The 15,348-nt window shown below is 64.4% G+C and carries 16 protein-coding genes; 7 read left to right on the forward strand and 9 right to left on the reverse strand.

What is annotated here, in order from left to right; all coding sequences use genetic code 11:
* A partial coding sequence (locus tag ACTS1Z_RS12440) for a helicase C-terminal domain-containing protein (protein WP_442624792.1) occupies positions 1-1,593 on the forward strand: 1,593 nt, incomplete at its 5' end.
* Positions 1,590-2,135 (forward strand): SixA phosphatase family protein, encoded by a 546-nt coding sequence (locus ACTS1Z_RS12445; protein ID WP_442624793.1) that lies wholly within the window; start codon positions 1,590-1,592, stop codon positions 2,133-2,135. The genes ACTS1Z_RS12440 and ACTS1Z_RS12445, both read left to right, overlap by 4 nt.
* A gap of 50 nt (positions 2,136-2,185) precedes the next feature.
* Here ACTS1Z_RS12445 and ACTS1Z_RS12450 read toward each other — a convergent pair whose 3' ends face one another.
* The 6 genes from ACTS1Z_RS12450 to ACTS1Z_RS12475 form a co-directional block, all read right to left on the reverse strand.
* On the reverse strand, positions 2,186-4,057 hold the full coding sequence (locus tag ACTS1Z_RS12450; protein WP_442624794.1) for a DUF885 domain-containing protein: 1,872 nt from the start codon (positions 4,055-4,057) through the stop codon (positions 2,186-2,188).
* Positions 4,058-4,223: 166 nt separating this feature from the next.
* Positions 4,224-4,904, reverse strand: coding sequence for a 2OG-Fe(II) oxygenase (locus ACTS1Z_RS12455; RefSeq protein WP_442624795.1), 681 nt, complete (start codon positions 4,902-4,904; stop codon positions 4,224-4,226).
* Between the two features lie 59 nt (positions 4,905-4,963).
* Positions 4,964-6,238 carry an amidohydrolase family protein gene (locus tag ACTS1Z_RS12460; protein ID WP_442624796.1) on the reverse strand — a complete coding sequence of 425 codons (1,275 nt, stop codon included), beginning with the start codon at positions 6,236-6,238 and terminating at the stop codon, positions 4,964-4,966.
* A 131-nt stretch (positions 6,239-6,369) separates the two neighbouring features.
* Complete coding sequence (locus ACTS1Z_RS12465) at positions 6,370-7,413, reverse strand: RcnB family protein (RefSeq protein WP_442624798.1); 1,044 nt, start codon at positions 7,411-7,413, stop codon at positions 6,370-6,372.
* A gap of 142 nt (positions 7,414-7,555) precedes the next feature.
* On the reverse strand, positions 7,556-8,134 hold the full coding sequence (locus ACTS1Z_RS12470; RefSeq protein ID WP_442624799.1) for a (2Fe-2S)-binding protein: 579 nt from the start codon (positions 8,132-8,134) through the stop codon (positions 7,556-7,558).
* A gap of 41 nt (positions 8,135-8,175) precedes the next feature.
* Complete coding sequence (locus ACTS1Z_RS12475) at positions 8,176-8,940, reverse strand: class II aldolase/adducin family protein (protein ID WP_442624800.1); 765 nt, start codon at positions 8,938-8,940, stop codon at positions 8,176-8,178.
* 236 nt (positions 8,941-9,176) lie between these two features.
* On the opposite strand from ACTS1Z_RS12475, the gene rpsU reads away from it, so the two are divergent.
* Entirely contained in the window at positions 9,177-9,380 is a 204-nt protein-coding gene (gene rpsU / locus ACTS1Z_RS12480) for a 30S ribosomal protein S21 (RefSeq protein WP_176869605.1), read from the forward strand.
* 113 nt (positions 9,381-9,493) lie between these two features.
* Here rpsU and ACTS1Z_RS12485 read toward each other — a convergent pair whose 3' ends face one another.
* Positions 9,494-10,183, reverse strand: a complete 690-nt coding sequence (locus ACTS1Z_RS12485; protein ID WP_442624801.1) for an HAD family hydrolase — start codon at positions 10,181-10,183, stop codon at positions 9,494-9,496.
* Positions 10,184-10,231: 48 nt separating this feature from the next.
* Here ACTS1Z_RS12485 and ACTS1Z_RS12490 point away from each other — a divergent pair, with 48 nt between their 5' ends.
* Genes ACTS1Z_RS12490 through ACTS1Z_RS12505 form a run of 4 tightly spaced genes read left to right on the forward strand, consistent with a single transcriptional unit; the run spans position 10,232 to position 13,656 of the window.
* Positions 10,232-11,341: an MlaE family lipid ABC transporter permease subunit gene (locus tag ACTS1Z_RS12490; RefSeq protein ID WP_442624802.1), complete on the forward strand. Its 1,110-nt coding sequence runs from the start codon at positions 10,232-10,234 to the stop codon at positions 11,339-11,341.
* Positions 11,338-12,111 (forward strand): ABC transporter ATP-binding protein, encoded by a 774-nt coding sequence (locus ACTS1Z_RS12495; protein WP_442624803.1) that lies wholly within the window; start codon positions 11,338-11,340, stop codon positions 12,109-12,111. Before ACTS1Z_RS12490 ends, ACTS1Z_RS12495 begins: the two co-directional genes overlap by 4 nt.
* 15 nt (positions 12,112-12,126) lie before the next feature.
* Positions 12,127-13,071, forward strand: a complete 945-nt coding sequence (locus ACTS1Z_RS12500; RefSeq protein WP_442624804.1) for an MlaD family protein — start codon at positions 12,127-12,129, stop codon at positions 13,069-13,071.
* Between the two features lie 9 nt (positions 13,072-13,080).
* Complete coding sequence (locus ACTS1Z_RS12505; protein WP_442624805.1) at positions 13,081-13,656, forward strand: ABC-type transport auxiliary lipoprotein family protein; 576 nt, start codon at positions 13,081-13,083, stop codon at positions 13,654-13,656.
* Position 13,657: 1 nt separating this feature from the next.
* Here the strand turns inward: ACTS1Z_RS12505 and ACTS1Z_RS12510 are convergent, their stop codons facing one another.
* Positions 13,658-14,188, reverse strand: a complete 531-nt coding sequence (locus ACTS1Z_RS12510) for a GNAT family N-acetyltransferase (RefSeq protein WP_442624806.1) — start codon at positions 14,186-14,188, stop codon at positions 13,658-13,660.
* Positions 14,181-15,348, reverse strand: a 1,168-nt coding sequence (locus ACTS1Z_RS12515) for a DUF3458 domain-containing protein (protein ID WP_442624807.1), incomplete at its 5' end; no start/stop codon positions are given. The genes ACTS1Z_RS12510 and ACTS1Z_RS12515, both read right to left, overlap by 8 nt.

Below are 15,348 nucleotides of genomic sequence, written 5' to 3' on the forward strand. Positions count from 1 at the left end.
GCCGAGGGCGCCGATCTCGTGATCGCCAACCATGCGCTGTTGATGATCATGGCCGAGCGGCGGCGCGAGGATAGCGCGGCGCTGACCCGCATCGTGTTCGACGAAGGCCATCACCTGTTCGACGCCGCCGATTCGACCTTTTCCGCCGCGCTGACCGGGCAGGAGGCCATCGAACTGCGCCGCTGGATCATCGGACCCGAAGGCAAGCATCGCGGGCGGCGGCGGGGGCTTTCGGCGCGGCTCATGGACGTCGCTTCCTACGACGAGGCTGGGGGCGACGCGATCGAGGCGGCCAATGCGGCGGCCGCGGCACTGCCCGGCGACGGCTGGCTCGGCCGGATCGCCGAGGGCATTCCGTTGGGGCCTATCGAAAAGCTGCTCGCCGCCGTCCGCGGCACGGTGTTCGCGCGCGCCAAGGCGCAGGACGCAGGCTATGGGATCGAGACCGAGGCGGCCGAGCTGGACGGCGCGCTGATCGCCGCCGTCGGTGCGGCGACGGAAGCGCTGGAAGCACTGCACCGGCCGCTCGCGATCCTCCGGCAACGGCTGGAGGCGGTGCTGGAAGACGCACCCGACTGGGTCGATGCCCAGGCGCGGGCCCGTATAGAAGGCGCGATGATGGGCCTTACGATGCGCGGTCAGATGCTGGCGAGCTGGATCGCGCTCCTCGCGCGGCTCGGCGGCCCGGCCGACCCCGACTTCGTCGATTGGCTGGCGATCGACCGTTATGAAGGGCGCGAATATGATATCGGCCTGCACCGCCACTGGCTCGATCCGACCAAGCCGCTCGCCGAAACCGTGATCAAGCCGGCCCATGGCCTGATCGTGACCTCCGCAACGCTCAAAGGCGGCGAGGATTGGGAGGCGGCCGAAGCGCGCGCTGGCACGCCGCATCTCGATTTCGCGCCCGAGCGGTTCGAGGCGCCGAGCCCGTTCGACTATGCGGCGAACAGCGAAGTGCTGATCGTTACCGACCTCAAAAAGGGCGATATCCCGGCACTTGCCGGCGCGTACGCCCGGCTGATCGAGGCGGCGAATGGCGGCACGCTCGGGCTACTCACGGCCATCGCCCGGCTGAAAGCCGTCCATGCGCGGATTGCGGACCGGCTTGCGCGGGGCGGCCTGCCGCTATTCAGCCAGCATGTCGATCCGATCGATACCGGCACGCTGATCGATATCTTCCGGGACGACGCCCGCGCCTCGCTGCTCGGCACTGACGCGCTCAGGGACGGCGTCGACGTGCCCGGCCATTCGCTGCGGCTCGTGCTCCTGGAAACCGTGCCCTGGCCGCGGCCGACGGTGCTCCACGCGGCGCGCAAGCTCGCCAATGGCGGGAATGCCTATGTCGACCGGGTCGTGCGCGCCCGGCTCGCCCAAGCCTTTGGCCGCCTCATTCGCCGCAAGGACGATAGCGGCATGTTCGTATTGCTATCCGCGGCGACGCCGTCGCGCCTGCTCACCGCTTTTCCCGAAGGCACGCCGGTATCCCGCGTGCCGCTCGACGAGGCGGTGGCGCGCGTCGAAGCGCGTCTTTCTTCTGTCACCGAATTGGGGCAACAGGACTGGAAGCCCAATCCTGCGGAGACTTCATGAAGCGCCTGATCCTCCTGCGTCACGCCAAATCGAGCTGGGACGACCCCGTCAAGCGCGACTTCGACCGTCCGCTCAACGAGAAGGGCAAACGAGCCGCCAAGATGATGGGCGAGCATATGCAGGAAGAGGGCGTGATGTTCGACGCCGTCATCGCCTCACCCGCAGTCCGCGTCGTCGAGACGCTGGAAAGCGTGGCCCAGGGCTATGGCGAACCGATCGAGCCGGAATGGGACAGCCGCGCCTATCTCGCGTCCAACATGACGCTGCTCGATATCGTTCACGAAGCCGACGATACGGCGGGATCGCTGCTGCTCTCCGGACACAATTCGGGGCTTGAGGATCTGGTGCTGCTGCTGGTGCCGGACAGCAAGGGCGACACGGCGCGCGCGGCGGTCGAAGAAAAATTCCCGACCTGCGCGCTCGCGGAGATGGAGTTCGACGTCGACAGCTGGGCCGATATCGCGCCCGGCACCGGCAAGCTGCGCCGCTATGTCCGCCCGCGCGATCTCCACGCCGATCTGGGGCCAGACGACCCGCAATAGAAAAGGCGCCCCCGGCGAACCGGGAGCGCCCTTCCTGTCTATCGCACTGTTCAGTCCGCCGCGTCGTAATCGTGCACGGCCATCAGGTCGATGCCAGCGGGGCGTGCGCCGCCATTCGCTTCGATCCAGTCGTAGATCTTGTCCTCGAGCACGGCCATGGGCAGGGCGCCTGTGTTGAGCACCTGCTCGTGGAAGCCGCGGATGTCGAAATTCTCGCCCAGCGCTTCCTCGGCTTGCGCCCGCAGCGCCTGGATGGTCAGCGAGCCGACCTTGTACGCCAGCGCCTGCGACGGGATGGCGATATAGCGTTCGACTTCGCTCGTCGCTTCGACATTGGTCATGCCCGAATTGGCAAGCATATACTCGATCGCCTGTTCGCGCGTCCAACCCTTGGAGTGCAGACCCGTATCGACGACGAGCCGCATCGCACGGAGCATCTCGTCATTGAGATGCCCGAAGCGCTGATAGGGATCGGTGAACAGGCCGAGCTCCGGCCCGAGGGTCTCGCTGTACAGTGCCCAGCCCTCGACAAAGGCCGTGTTGCCGCCAAATCGCATGAAGTTGGGCAGGTCCGCATTTTCCTGCGCAAGGCTGATCTGGAAGTGATGGCCCGGCGCGCCCTCATGAAGGTAGAGCGTCTCCATGCCCGGCGTCAGCCGCTCGTCGAGATTATAGGCATTGTAGTAGAATACGCCGGGGCGCGACCCGTCGGGCGTACCGGACTGATAGGAACCGCCCGCGGCCGTCGCCTCGCGGAAGGGCTCGACCGCGCGGATTTCGAGCGGGCTCGTCGGGATCGTCGAGAAGAGCTCGGAGATGCGCTGATCGACGCGCTCGCCGATCCGGTAATATTCCTCGCCCAGCCATTCGCGCGATTCCGGCTTGAACTGCGGATCGGTGCGGATGTGTTCGAAAAACTCCTGCAGCGTGCCCTCGAAACCGACCTCGTCGCGGATCTGCTCGAAACCGCGCGTGATCCGGGCAACCTCCGCAAGACCGAGATCGTGGATGTAATCGGGCGTCAGATCGAGGGTCGTCGTATCGCGCACCATCTGCGCGTAGAGCATATCGCCGCCCTGCATATGGGTGAGGCCGACGCCTTCGCGCGCGACCGGCAGATACTCGTCGCGCAGGAAATCGCGCATCCGCGTATAGGCGTCGAATATCGCCTGGGTGGATTCGCGATAGGCGGCGGTGAGGCGCGCCTGATCCTCGGCCGAAATGTCGTCCGGGAAGTTGAGAACCGGCCGATAGTAAGGCGAATCCTCGATATCTTCGGCGAGTTGCGTATCGAGCTGCTCGACGACCCGGCCGATCGTGAGCTGGCTCTCGAACACGCCCGACTCCATGCCTTCGCGGAAGCGTCCGATCGACCGGTCGCTGATCGTGATGAAGTCCCGATGGCGGCTGAGATTATTCTCGTAATCCTCGACCGTGTTGAACGGCGCAGCTCCCTGGCCCGACGCGAAGGTCGGATAGAAGGTATGGAAACCCGAGAAATGGTTGACGGGGCGCACGACCGTCACCGCCATCAGCTCGGGCGTCAGGTCGCGGAGATTTTCTTCCTGGTCCAGCCGAAAGATATCATAGGCGATCTGGTTGGTCGGCGAGAGCGCGGAGCGGTCGATCTCTTCGAGCGCCGCGAGATTGGCCTGCGCGGCCGCACGCTCGCCGTCGAAATATTCGTCGGTAATGAAATCGCCGATCCGATCCGCATAGCGCATGTCGCCGCGGAACAGCGCCATGATGGGATTGCGGCGCAGATTGTCTTCGTCGCTCGCCGCGAAGAGCGCGCGCAAGCGCTGGTCTTCGGTCATCTCGGCGGCTTCGGCCGCCGCTTCGGCATGATGATCGGCATATGCCGGGGTTGCGAACAACGGCAGTGCAGCCGCCGAGGCGAGCAGGATGAGTTTACGGGTCATGGCTATGTCTCTCCGATGGAAGTCTGAAAGTCTTGGTGTATTGTTCAACTAATACAGAAGATGGCCGAAGGCAATCCTCTGTGTCGAGGCGGCTGTAAACGGCTTTTAGGCAGGCCGCCGCCCAGCTTCTGCAAAATGCATCTTGGCGCGTCCGGCGCCGGGCTGCTCAATAGCCGCTCGGCAGGCCGCCATGCACCCAGGGCAGCTCGCGAAACCATTTGGTGATGATATATTTGACACCCTTGCGCACCTTCATCCCCTGATGCAGCGACCATTCGTTGGGCACGCCTTCATGCGTCAGATTGTTCCAGCAGAGCAATTTGCCTTTTTCGGCGTGAAACATCTTGCCGAGCCGCTTGAACCGCGTGGCCCCGCCAACCTGCGTGTCGTTGAGAAATACCATCGCCGTCCAGATGCGCTGGCCGCCCTGTTCCTTCTCCGTCTTCCAATAGTCCTGATTGTCATAGAACCAGTCATTGTGCGGCTTGAACTGCTGGCCGACCTCGTAGCGCTGGCCCTGGATCGTCTCGCCATTTTCCTTGGGAATGCCCATGAAGCGGACGATCTTCTCCTCGATCGCATCGATTGCCGGTTCCTGCCGGTCGAAATCGGTGCTCGAGCTCGTGCGGAACTCGGTATCGTCGGTGCTCGACAGGAGCGTGGAGGGCCGCGCATCGCGGTCGATCTTCTCGATCAGCAGCCGGCATTCCTCGTCATTCAGGAAATCGCGGCACTGGTAGATATCGATATTGCGCGTCGGCACCCGCTGGATGTTCGGGTGGCTTTCGATATGCGCGATGATCTCGCGATTGCGTTCGGCCAGGACGGACGGTTCGGTAAGGCTCATGCGCGCTCCGCTATCAAATCGCGCGATTCGTGCCTAGCCCGGAAACGGGCGCGGCCCCGTCAATGGATCGTCCGCCCGCGCACCATCACATAATCGACATTTTCGAGCACGCGGATATCGGACTGCGGATCGCCCTGCACGGCAATAAGGTCGGCCGAATAGCCGGGCGCGAGCCGGCCGATTTCATTCTCCATGCCAAGCACTTCCGCGGCATCGGTCGTCGCCGACCGCAGCGCCTCGACAGGCGTCATCCCGACCAGCTCGACATACATGGCAAGCTCCTCGGCATTGCGGCCATGTTCGAACACGCCGGCATCGGTGCCGAAAACGACCGTGATGCCCTGTTCGTGCGCCCGGCGGGCGGCCTGGCCGACAACCGACAGCGTCTCGCGGATCTTGTCCTCGACCTGCGGCGTATAGACGCCCGTGCCGAGCCGCTCGCGGATCCCGGTATAGGCCATCAGCGTCGGCACGAAGGCCGTGCCGTTTTCGCGCATCGCCGTCAGCGCCGCGGCATCGGCAAAGGTGCCGTGCTCGATCGTATCCACCCCGGCGCGCGCCGCCGCTTCGATCCCGCGCGGTCCGTGGGCATGGGCCGCGACATGCATGCCGAGGCTGTGCGCCGTCGTGACGATCGCGCGCATCTCCTCGTCGGTGAAATGCTGGTCGAGCCCGCGCGCCTGCTGGCTCAGCACGCCGCCGGTCGCGGTGATTTTGATGAAGTCGCTACCGCGCCGCCCTGCCTCGCGCACGCGCGCCGCGCATTCGACCGGGCCGGTACAGGTATTCTGCCCGCCCAATACTGCGAGCACATCTTCACGGAAGCCCGACACGTCGCCATGGCCGCCGATGATCGAAATGCCATGACCGGAGGTCAGGATGCGCGGTCCGGGCAGCCGCCCCTCCGCCGTCGCGCGGCGCAACGCATGCCCGACATCGTTGCCGATACCCGGTACGCGCACGGTCGTGAAACCGGCCCGAGCCGTTGTCGCCATCGTGGTAACGCCGAGCACGGCGCTCCATTCTGCTGTTTCGACAGCCCGGTCCCGATAGTCGCCGCCCGGATTGCCGCCCAGATGCGAGTGCATCTCGATCAGCCCCGGCAGCACGGTATGATCGGACAGGTCGACCAGTTCGGCGCCCTCGCCTGCCGGCTGATGCCCGTCGGCGATGCTGACGATCTGCCCGTCGCGCACCGTAATCGTCGAGGCGCCGCGCGCCGGGCTTCCGGCTTCGGTAATCACCGATCCGGCATGGATGACGGTCGTACCCTCCTGCGCCGGCGCGGCGGTCGCGGCGAAGAGCAAGGCGATGACGAATAGCAAACGTAACATGGTGATCTCCCCTGTTGCGTCATGCTCGCGCATTCCGCCTTCGGCTGGCAAGCCAAAATCCGGCGCGGCCCAAAAAAGAACGGCCCGGAGCGCGCTGCTCCGAGCCGTTGCTTCTACCGCCCTCTGCTGTCCTACCAGAAGAAGTCGTGGATCACGTCGACGACATAGCCGTCCCGGGTATCGATCAGCAGCACGTCATCGAAGTAGCGGATCCACCGATACGGGCCGTAAGCCGCCGGCAAGCGATAACGCCACGGATCGTTCAGCCAGTAGCGCGATCCGAAAAAGGCAGCGCCGATATAGAGCCCGACATCGAACCGGCGATACCGGTATCCGCGATAGGGCGCATAGTAGCGGCCAAGCCGATAGACGTTGCGGTTATAGTTGCGGTGATAGCGCCAATTGTACCGCCGATCGGCCCGCCATGCCTGGCGGTTCCACCGGCGCCAGTCGCGGCGCGCCTGACGGCGTTCCCACCGACGTTCGGCGCGACGGTCCTGGCGACGGTCCCAGCGGCGCTCTGCACGACGATCCTGACGCCGTTCCCAGCGACGGTCCGCCCGACGGTCCTGACGACGCTCCCAGCGGCGGTCCGCCCGGCGATCCTGGCGCCGTTCCCAGCGCCGTTCGGCTCTGCGGTCCTGACGACGATCGAAACGGCGTTCTGCGCGACGGTCTTGTCGGCGGTCGAACCGGCGTTCCGCGCGGCGTTCCTGACGACGGTCGAACCGGCGTTCCGCCCCACGATCCTGCCTGCGGTCGAAGCGACGCTCGGCGCGCCTCTCTTGCCGACGTTCTGCGCGACGTTCGGCCCTGCGGTCCTGGCGGCGATCGAACCGGCGCTCTGCGCGACGTTCCTGTCTGCGTTCAGCGCGACGTTCGCCTCGGCGCTCGCCTCGTCTTTCGGCCCGGCGGTCCTGACGGCGATCAAGGCGCGCCTGACCGCGATTGTTGCGATTGTCGGCCCGGTTCGCCCGGCGCTCGCCACGATTGGCGCGCCGTTCCTGGCGGTTCGCACGTCCGTCTCGCTGTTGCATCGCCATCGCGACTTCGGGCCGCGCGCTATGCACGCCGGCCGCACCGCCTTCGCGGAAATTCTGTGCCTGTGCCGGGGCAATGAGGGCTGGTGTTCCCGCAGTCGCCGCCAGCAACAAAGCGATCCATTTGATACGCATCTGTTACATCTCCATCTCTGGCGGCTCGGGAATGGCCACCGATGGAGGGTTGGTAGACGCGCCGCTATGAGGCGAGCCTGAACTCGCGAGTCAGGAAATAGCAAGATTTCATTAACGCAGACCGTTCGTGCCTGCGCACCAGCTACTCGCTGACGATGCGGCCGGGGTCGTCGCCCTCGCTATCCTCGGGCGGCGTGAGCGCTTCGACATTCGCTGCGGCATCTTCGGGATCGATGCCGGGCGGCGGGGCGGAGGCCAGACGCTCCTCGCCGCGCGACACGCGCGCCGCCAGCCGGATCGCCTCGCGCATGCGCGGATAGGTGCCGCAGCGGCAGATATTGGTGATCGCCTCGTCGATCTCGTCGTCACTCGGATTGGCATTGCCGTCGATCAACGCGGCGACGGCCATGATCACGCCCGACTGACAATAGCCGCATTGCGGAACCATATTCTCGATCCAGGCCTGCTGCACCGGATGGTCGCGGCCACGCGAGAGCGCCTCGATCGTCGTGATGAACGCGCCTTCGGCATCGGCGATGCTGAGCTGACACGCGCGCACGGCCCGGCCATCGAGATTCACCGTGCACGCCCCGCACACCCCGATCCCGCAGCCATATTTGGTGCCCGTGAGGTTGGAGGCATCGCGCAGCGCCCACAGCAGCGGGGTGCGCGGGTCCATCCGATAATGGACGGGCTGGCCGTTGACGGTCATCCGGGTCATGGCGCAGCTTTAGCGCGGTTTGCGAGAAATGGCAGGGGAATTTATTCCCGCCAGCTCGTATCGATTCGGTCGACCTGCCGGACCCAGGCGTCGAATTCCGCTCGGCCCGGTTCGGCCGAGGCCTGGGTCTGGGAGATATCGCGCTGATGCACGTCGATCACGTCCTGCGGGATGACGATCGGATCGCCGGCATTCATCGTCGCGACCTGGATCTCGCAGGCCCGCTGCAGCGCCCAATATTGGATGAGCGCGATTGGCAGCGTCCGCCCGATCACCACGGGCCCGTGATTCCTGAGCATCAAAATCCGGTTCTTGCCGAGGTTGGCCAGTAGCCGTTCGCCCTCCTCCTCGCGCACCGTAACGCCCTCGAAATCGTGATAGGACAGCCGCCCGATGAAATTGCAGGCGTAGAAATTCACCGGCTGCAACCCGCCCTCCATCGAGCAGACGGCCATCGTTGCCGTCGTGTGCGTATGGATGATGCAATGCGCATCGCTCAGATGCCGGTGAAACAGGCTGTGCTGGACGAAGCCCGCCTTGTTCACCGGAAATTCGCTGCCATCGAGCTTGTTGCCGTCGATATCGATCTTCACGAGGTTCGACGCCTTCACTTCCGAAAAATGAAGCCCGAACGGGTTGATCAGGAACGCCCCCTCCTCGTTCGGCACTTTGACCGTGATGTGATTGAAGATCGCCTCGTCCCAGCCCATCATCGCGAAAATGCGATAGCAGGCGGCCAGCTCCTGCCGGGCTGTCCATTCCTCTTGGGTCATCTGGTCGTTCGTGGAAGCGAGCGTGGTGGCCATGGCGATACTCCGGGCTTTGCGGAAAATTTCACGCATTCTCGCCGAAAGCGGCTGCGGAGTCGAGGGCGGCAGGCCACGCTTTTCGCTTGAAATCCGGGCGATCCGTTGCTAGTTGCACCGTCGAAGCGCTGCGGAACGCGATTCCGCGGCTACATCGTTTTTGGCAAAAAGTTCGATAACCGCCGGCAAGATTCGGCCTGCGGCAAGAGACGGTTCGATTGGAGACAGACGGGTTTATGCAAGTTTCAGTTCGCGATAATAATGTCGATCAGGCGCTCCGCGCGCTCAAGAAGAAGCTGCAGCGCGAGGGTGTGTATCGCGAAATGAAGCTGCGCCGGCATTATGAAAAGCCGTCCGAAAAGCGTGCGCGCGAGCGCGCCGCCGCCATCCGCCGCGCCCGCAAGCTGGAGCGCAAGCGCATGGAACGCGACGGCATCTAGACTGCGCGAGACAATCGACGTCGAAAAGGGCTGCCTCCGGGCGGCCTTTTTTGTCAGACCTCGCCTGCGGCGCGGCGCGGCACCGGGGTTCGATTGTCAGACAAACAGGACTCCTATCCCCAGGCGATAATCCGCCAGCCATTTTTGCGCGCGATATTGCGCAACCTGGTGGTGGGATTGGTCGCAATCGGCTCGGTGGACCAATCGAATACCGGGACGTCGGTCTGGCTGTCCGAATAGAACCGCACGGCAATGTCCGCCTTGGTCAGCCCCTCCGCCTCGGCCCACGCCTCGACCCGGCGCAGCTTCGCCTCGCCATAGCAATTCTCGCCATCGATTTCGGCCAGTATCCGGCCCTCCTCGTCATATTTGACGCGCGTCGCGATCACGTCGTCGAAACCGAGCCGGCGCGCGAGCGGCGCGACGTAGAAACCATAGGAGGCGGTGGCGAGCACCAGCCGGTGGCCCGCCGCTTTCTCCTTCGCGATCCGCGCACGCGCCTGGGGATAGACATTGTCGGCGAGCATGACCTCGGCAAAGCTTTCGGCGATCTGGGCCATCTTGTCCGCATCGATCGGCGAGCCGAGCAACATATCGTGCATGCGCTCTTTCAGCGTCCCCCGATTGAGCGCACGCACGAGATAGCCGGCAAACAGGAACAGCAGCCCCGGAAGGAAGAAAAGCCGCCACCGCTCATGCCGCCAGGCCGCGTGCAACAGGAAGGACATATAGGTCGGCCGTTTGGTGATCGTCTTGTCGAGATCGTAGAGCGCGATTTTCGTCATCGCCACGGTCCATAGCATGAAGCAACGCCTTGCCGAGCGCGGATTTTCACCGCACAAGGCACGCCGATGAGTGTCGAGGCGGATTTCACCGAACTGGAGGAGAATGGCGAGCGTATCGCGCGCTTTTCCGGCCGCCTGACGATCGCACGTATCGGCGATGTGCCGCGTCGGCTGGCCCTTTTGGAACGCGGCCCGTCAAAGATCGATATCTCGGACGTTGAACGGATCGATACGGTCGGCGCATGGATCGTCTACAAGCTTTGCCGCGATCATGATGCCGAGATCGTCGGCGCCAGCGAGCACGCGCAGCAGCTTATTCGCCAGGTGACTATCGCCGACGATCCCGCGCAGACGCGGCGCGACGAGGGCGGGCGCGTCCGGCAAACGCTGGAACGGATCGGCGCATCGACGCTGGAATCGCTTTCCAGCCTCAAGGGCCTGCTCGCCTTTTTCGGCGGGCTGATCATCGCGACGGGCAGTGTGATCCGCCATCCCGGGCAGATGCGCTTCAATGCGGTCGTCCAGCGGTTCGAGACCGTCGGCGTGTCGGCGCTCGGCATTATCGGATTGATGAGCTTCCTGATCGGCATCGTGATCGCCCAGCAGGGCGCGGTTCAGTTGCGGCAGTTCGGCGCCGAGATATTTACGATCAACCTGATCGGGCGGATCACGACGCGCGAACTGGGCGTGCTGATGACGGCGATCATGGTCGCGGGCCGCTCGGGCAGCGCTTTCGCCGCCCAGATCGGATCGATGAAGCTCGCCGAGGAGATCGACGCCATGCGCACGATCGGCGTGCCGCCGATGCAGGCGCTTGTCCTGCCCCGCGTCCTCGCCACGACGTTGCTGATGCCGCTCCTCGGCTTTTACTCGACCTTCCTGATGATCGTCGGCGGCGGCCTTCTATGCTGGATCAGCCTCGGTATTCCGCCCGAGACCTTCATCCTGCGCCTGCGCGAGGTCGTCCCGATGACCGATCTGTGGGTCGGGCTGATCAAGGCGCCGGTTTTCGGCATGATCATTGGCCTGGCCGGCTGTTATCAGGGCATGCAGGTGCGCGGCAACAACGAGGAGGTCGGCAATCGCACCACCACGGCGGTCGTGCAGGCGATCTTCCTCGTCATCGTGCTCGACGCCTTTTTCGCGGTCTTCTTCACCGAGGTGGGCTGGGGATGAGCGAGGAACTGATCGTCTCCGTGCGCGGGCTGCGCAACAGTTTCGGCGACAATGTCGTGCATGAGAATCTCGATATCGATGTCCGGGAGGGCGAGATTCTGGGGGTTGTCGGGGGATCTGGTACGGGCAAGTCGGTGCTGCTGCGCTCGATCATCGGACTGCAGGAGCCGGACGAGGGCGAGATCACCATTTTCGGCGAGCGAATGGATTGCGCGACGGCGGAGGAGAATCTCGACCTGCGCCGCCGCTGGGGCGTGCTCTTTCAGAACGGCGCGCTGTTTTCGACGCTGACCGTTGCCGAGAATGTCCAGGTGCCGCTGCGCGAATTCTACAAGAATATCGACGAGGAACTGCTCTGCGAGATTGCGACGTTCAAGATCGTGATGAGCGGACTTAAGGCGGAGGATGCGCCCAAATATCCTTCCGAGCTGTCGGGCGGCATGCGCAAGCGCGCGGCGCTGGCGCGGTCGCTGGCGCTCGACCCTATTCTGTTGTTTCTCGACGAGCCGACGGCCGGGCTGGACCCGATCGGCGCCGCGGCGTTCGACAATCTGATCCTCGAACTCAAGGAAGCGTTGGGTCTCACCATCTTCCTGATCACACACGATCTCGATACGCTGCACACGATCTGCGACCGGGTCGCCGTGCTGGCCGACAAGAAGGTGATCGCCTGCGCGCCGATCGAAGAATTGCTTGCTCTCGATCACCCGTGGATACAGGATTATTTCAACGGTCCGCGTGGACGCGCTGCACTGGCGGCCGCGCATTAGGGCTGGGAGGGACGGATGGAAAACCGATCGAACCAGATATTAGTCGGCAGCGTGGTGCTCGGCCTCATCATTCTCGTCGTGGTCTTCACCGTCTGGCTCGCCCGGCTCGGCGATGGCGGCGAGAATGCCTATGACATCTATTTCGCCCAGTCGGTGGACGGCCTCGCCCGCGGTTCCAGCGTCACCTATTCGGGCGTGCCTGTCGGCCAGATCGAGGAGATCGCGCTCGTCCCGGACAATCCCGAATTCGTCCGCGTCCGCATCCGGGTCGGCGAGGATGTGCCTATCCTTGAAGGTACGACCGCGACCATCGAAGGCATCGGCTTTACCGGCGTGTCGCAAATCTCGCTGGACGGCGGCGTGCAGGGTGCCGATCCGATCGACGATGCGGGTCCCGGCGGCGTGCCCGTCATCCCGACCCGGCCGGGCGCGTTCGGCGAGCTGCTCAACAGTGCGCCGCGCCTGCTCGAACGGCTGACGACATTGACCGAGAGGCTGACCGAATTGCTCGGCGACCGGAACCAGAATTCCATCGCCGCAATCCTGGAAAACACGCAAAGGCTCACCGAAGAGCTGGCCGCGCAGGGCCCGGAAATCACCGCCACCTTGCAGGAGAGCCGGATCGCGATCCGCGAAGCCGGCATCGCGCTGGAGGAAATCGGCGAACTTGCCGATACGACCGACAACCTGCTCGGCACCGAGGGCGAGGCGTTGATGCGCGACCTCAGGTCGGCCGTGCGGTCCGCGGAATCGAGCATGGAAGCGCTGGATCGCACGATCACCGCGGCCGAACCGGGCCTCAACGCCTTCTCGCAGCAGACGATACCGGAAATCGGCCAGCTCGTCCGTGATCTCGGCGAGATGTCCGAAGCGCTGACCGCGGTATCGCAGCGGATCAACCGCGAGGGCGCGGGCTCGCTCGTCGGCACCACCCGACTTCCGGAATATGAGCCGCAATAGGAGCCGATGATGAAACGGTTTTTACCATTGGTAGCGCTGGCAACCCTGACCGGCTGTGTGAGTTTCGGATCCGAGCCGCCGCCCTTCCTTATGGCGCTCAACGCCGATGCGCAGGTCGCGGGCGGATCGGCCCGCTCGGCGGCCGTCGGGCAGGCGATCACGGTCCAGCGCCCCGAAGTGCCGCAGAAACTCATTACCAACCGCCTGCCCGTACAGACCGGCGAGACGACGATCGCCTATCTTGCCGACGCGCTATGGGTGGACACGCCCAACGAGCTGTTCCGCGCCCTGCTCAGCGAGACGCTCGCCGCGCGAACGGGCCGCGTCGTGCTCGATCCGGCGACCTATTCCGCCGACCCCGGCATGATCGTGAACGGCCAGCTCCACGAGTTCGGCCTCGACGCGCGCACCAACGAAACGGTGATCGTCTATGACGCAACGATCACCGACGCGAACGGGGTCCGCACGCGCCGCTTCGAACAACGCGAGCCCGTCTTTGCGCAAGATGCGCAGACCGTGGCGCAGGCGCTCAATCGCGCGGCAAACCGCATGGCGATCGAATTTTCCGATTGGGTCGTCGGCTAGGTTACCAGGGCTTGCCCATCAGATCGATCGTCCCGGATCGCGGCGCGGCTGCAGTGCCATCGCGCACCATCGCGCCACCGTCCGGGAAAGCGACCCGCTTTCCATGTTGTTCGACCATAACCGTACCCGCGAAAATCCGCCAGCCGCGCTTCTCGTAAAATTCCCGATTATGGGTTTCGACGAAGATCAGGCTGAAATCCGGCCGGATATCCGCGTCGATAACCATCTGAGCGTCTTCCAGTATCCGCGATGCGATACCGCGCTTCTGATAGTCGGGATGCGTCTTCACGCCGCCGATGCCGGCGACCGCGACGGGGTTTTCGTCAAGCTGGGCCCGCCGCCGAGGGATACCGGCCGATCCGACCAGCGTGTCACCCGCATAGCCGAGGATCCAGCGCTCCGCATGCGACCAGTCGACGTCGTGAAACTCGCTATGGGCGAGCATTTCCGGCGTGTAGACGATCGCGCTCAGCTTCTGGACTTCGGACCATGCTGCCGCATCGCGGCGTTCGATGCGCAGCGCCTCAGCCAAGGCTTTTCGATGCCTGTTCGTAAACGTCTTTCGAAAGGCTCGGCGCGGCGAGGATGCGTTCCAGCTCGGTCCGCATCAGCGCACCGCGATCCTCGTCGAACCGCCGCCATTTCCCGAGCGGCGGCAGCATGCGCGCGGCCGTCTGCGGGTTGATCGCGTCGGCCTTCAATATGAAATCGGCCAGGAAGCGATAGCCGCGGCCCGACGCCGCATGAAAGGCGCGCTGGTTCGCGCCGAACGCGCCGATGAGCGAGCGGAACCGGTTCGGATTCTCGATGCTGAAATCGGTATGCGCGGCAAGCTTTTCGACCGCATCCACCGTATCATCGCGGATCGACATGGCCTGAGTCATGAACCATTTGTCGAGCACGAGCGTGTCGTCGCGATAGCGCGTATAGAATTCCTCCAGCGCCGCGATCCGCTCCGGCCAGTCGCTGTTCGCGAGTACGCCGAGCGCCGCCTGGCGGTCGGTCATATTGTCAGCGCCGTCGAACTGCTCGGTCGCAAGACGCGCCGCATCGTCCGTTCCGCTCACGGCGATATAGCCGAGCGCCACGCCGCGCAGCCGCCGGAGCGCCTTGGCGGACGGCGTGTATTCATAGGCATTCCCGCTCGACGCCGCATAGGCGGCGCGCCATTCGGCCTCGAGCGTCACCGCCAGATCGGCACGCAGCGCCTCGCGCGCGCGATGAATGGCCTCGGGATCGACGACCAGCATCTGGTCGCCGATGAAGCTCTCGCTCGGCAGCAGCACGGTTTCGGCGATGAAGGCCTTGTCGAGATCGGGATCGGCTAGCGTCTTGCGCACCGCCTCGATTACCGGTGCGTGATCGGCGTCGCGGCCCGAAATCGTGTCGATGATCGTTTCGACCATCAATTGCTGCATCGCTTCGTAGCGGGCAAAGGGGTCGTCGTCATGCGCGGATAGGAAGGCGAGCGTTGCCGGATCCTTTTCGGCATCCAGCGTGACCGGCGCGGTGAAGCCGCGGTTGAGCGAGAGGACGGGCGGTTCGACGAGGCCGTCGAACACGATCTCCTGCGAGTCCTCGGTCAGCATCACCAGGCGCTCGGGGACTATCGGCGTGCCGCTGTCCTTGCCGAGCAGCGCAGTGTTGAGCGGGATCGCCATCGGCGCCTTTTCGAGCTGGCCGGGCGTCGCC

The sequence above is a fragment of the Parasphingopyxis sp. genome, assembly GCF_052168295.1.
Taxonomy (GTDB): domain Bacteria; phylum Pseudomonadota; class Alphaproteobacteria; order Sphingomonadales; family Sphingomonadaceae; genus Parasphingopyxis.

What these genes read in the sequence shown, in the direction of transcription:
- ACTS1Z_RS12460 (WP_442624796.1), bottom strand. Translation starts at nt 6,238, where the DNA reads ATGTTACGTTTGCTATTCGTCATCGCCTTGCTCTTCGCCGCGACCGCC.
- ACTS1Z_RS12445 (WP_442624793.1), top strand. Translation starts at nt 1,590, where the DNA reads ATGAAGCGCCTGATCCTCCTGCGTCACGCCAAATCGAGCTGGGACGAC.
- ACTS1Z_RS12500 (WP_442624804.1), top strand. Translation starts at nt 12,127, where the DNA reads ATGGAAAACCGATCGAACCAGATATTAGTCGGCAGCGTGGTGCTCGGC.
- ACTS1Z_RS12485 (WP_442624801.1), bottom strand. Translation starts at nt 10,183, where the DNA reads ATGCTATGGACCGTGGCGATGACGAAAATCGCGCTCTACGATCTCGAC.
- rpsU (WP_176869605.1), top strand. Translation starts at nt 9,177, where the DNA reads ATGCAAGTTTCAGTTCGCGATAATAATGTCGATCAGGCGCTCCGCGCG.
- ACTS1Z_RS12465 (WP_442624798.1), bottom strand. Translation starts at nt 7,413, where the DNA reads ATGCGTATCAAATGGATCGCTTTGTTGCTGGCGGCGACTGCGGGAACA.
- ACTS1Z_RS12470 (WP_442624799.1), bottom strand. Translation starts at nt 8,134, where the DNA reads ATGACCCGGATGACCGTCAACGGCCAGCCCGTCCATTATCGGATGGAC.
- ACTS1Z_RS12490 (WP_442624802.1), top strand. Translation starts at nt 10,232, where the DNA reads ATGAGTGTCGAGGCGGATTTCACCGAACTGGAGGAGAATGGCGAGCGT.
- ACTS1Z_RS12455 (WP_442624795.1), bottom strand. Translation starts at nt 4,904, where the DNA reads ATGAGCCTTACCGAACCGTCCGTCCTGGCCGAACGCAATCGCGAGATC.
- ACTS1Z_RS12495 (WP_442624803.1), top strand. Translation starts at nt 11,338, where the DNA reads ATGAGCGAGGAACTGATCGTCTCCGTGCGCGGGCTGCGCAACAGTTTC.
- ACTS1Z_RS12505 (WP_442624805.1), top strand. Translation starts at nt 13,081, where the DNA reads ATGAAACGGTTTTTACCATTGGTAGCGCTGGCAACCCTGACCGGCTGT.
- ACTS1Z_RS12450 (WP_442624794.1), bottom strand. Translation starts at nt 4,057, where the DNA reads ATGACCCGTAAACTCATCCTGCTCGCCTCGGCGGCTGCACTGCCGTTG.
- ACTS1Z_RS12475 (WP_442624800.1), bottom strand. Translation starts at nt 8,940, where the DNA reads ATGGCCACCACGCTCGCTTCCACGAACGACCAGATGACCCAAGAGGAA.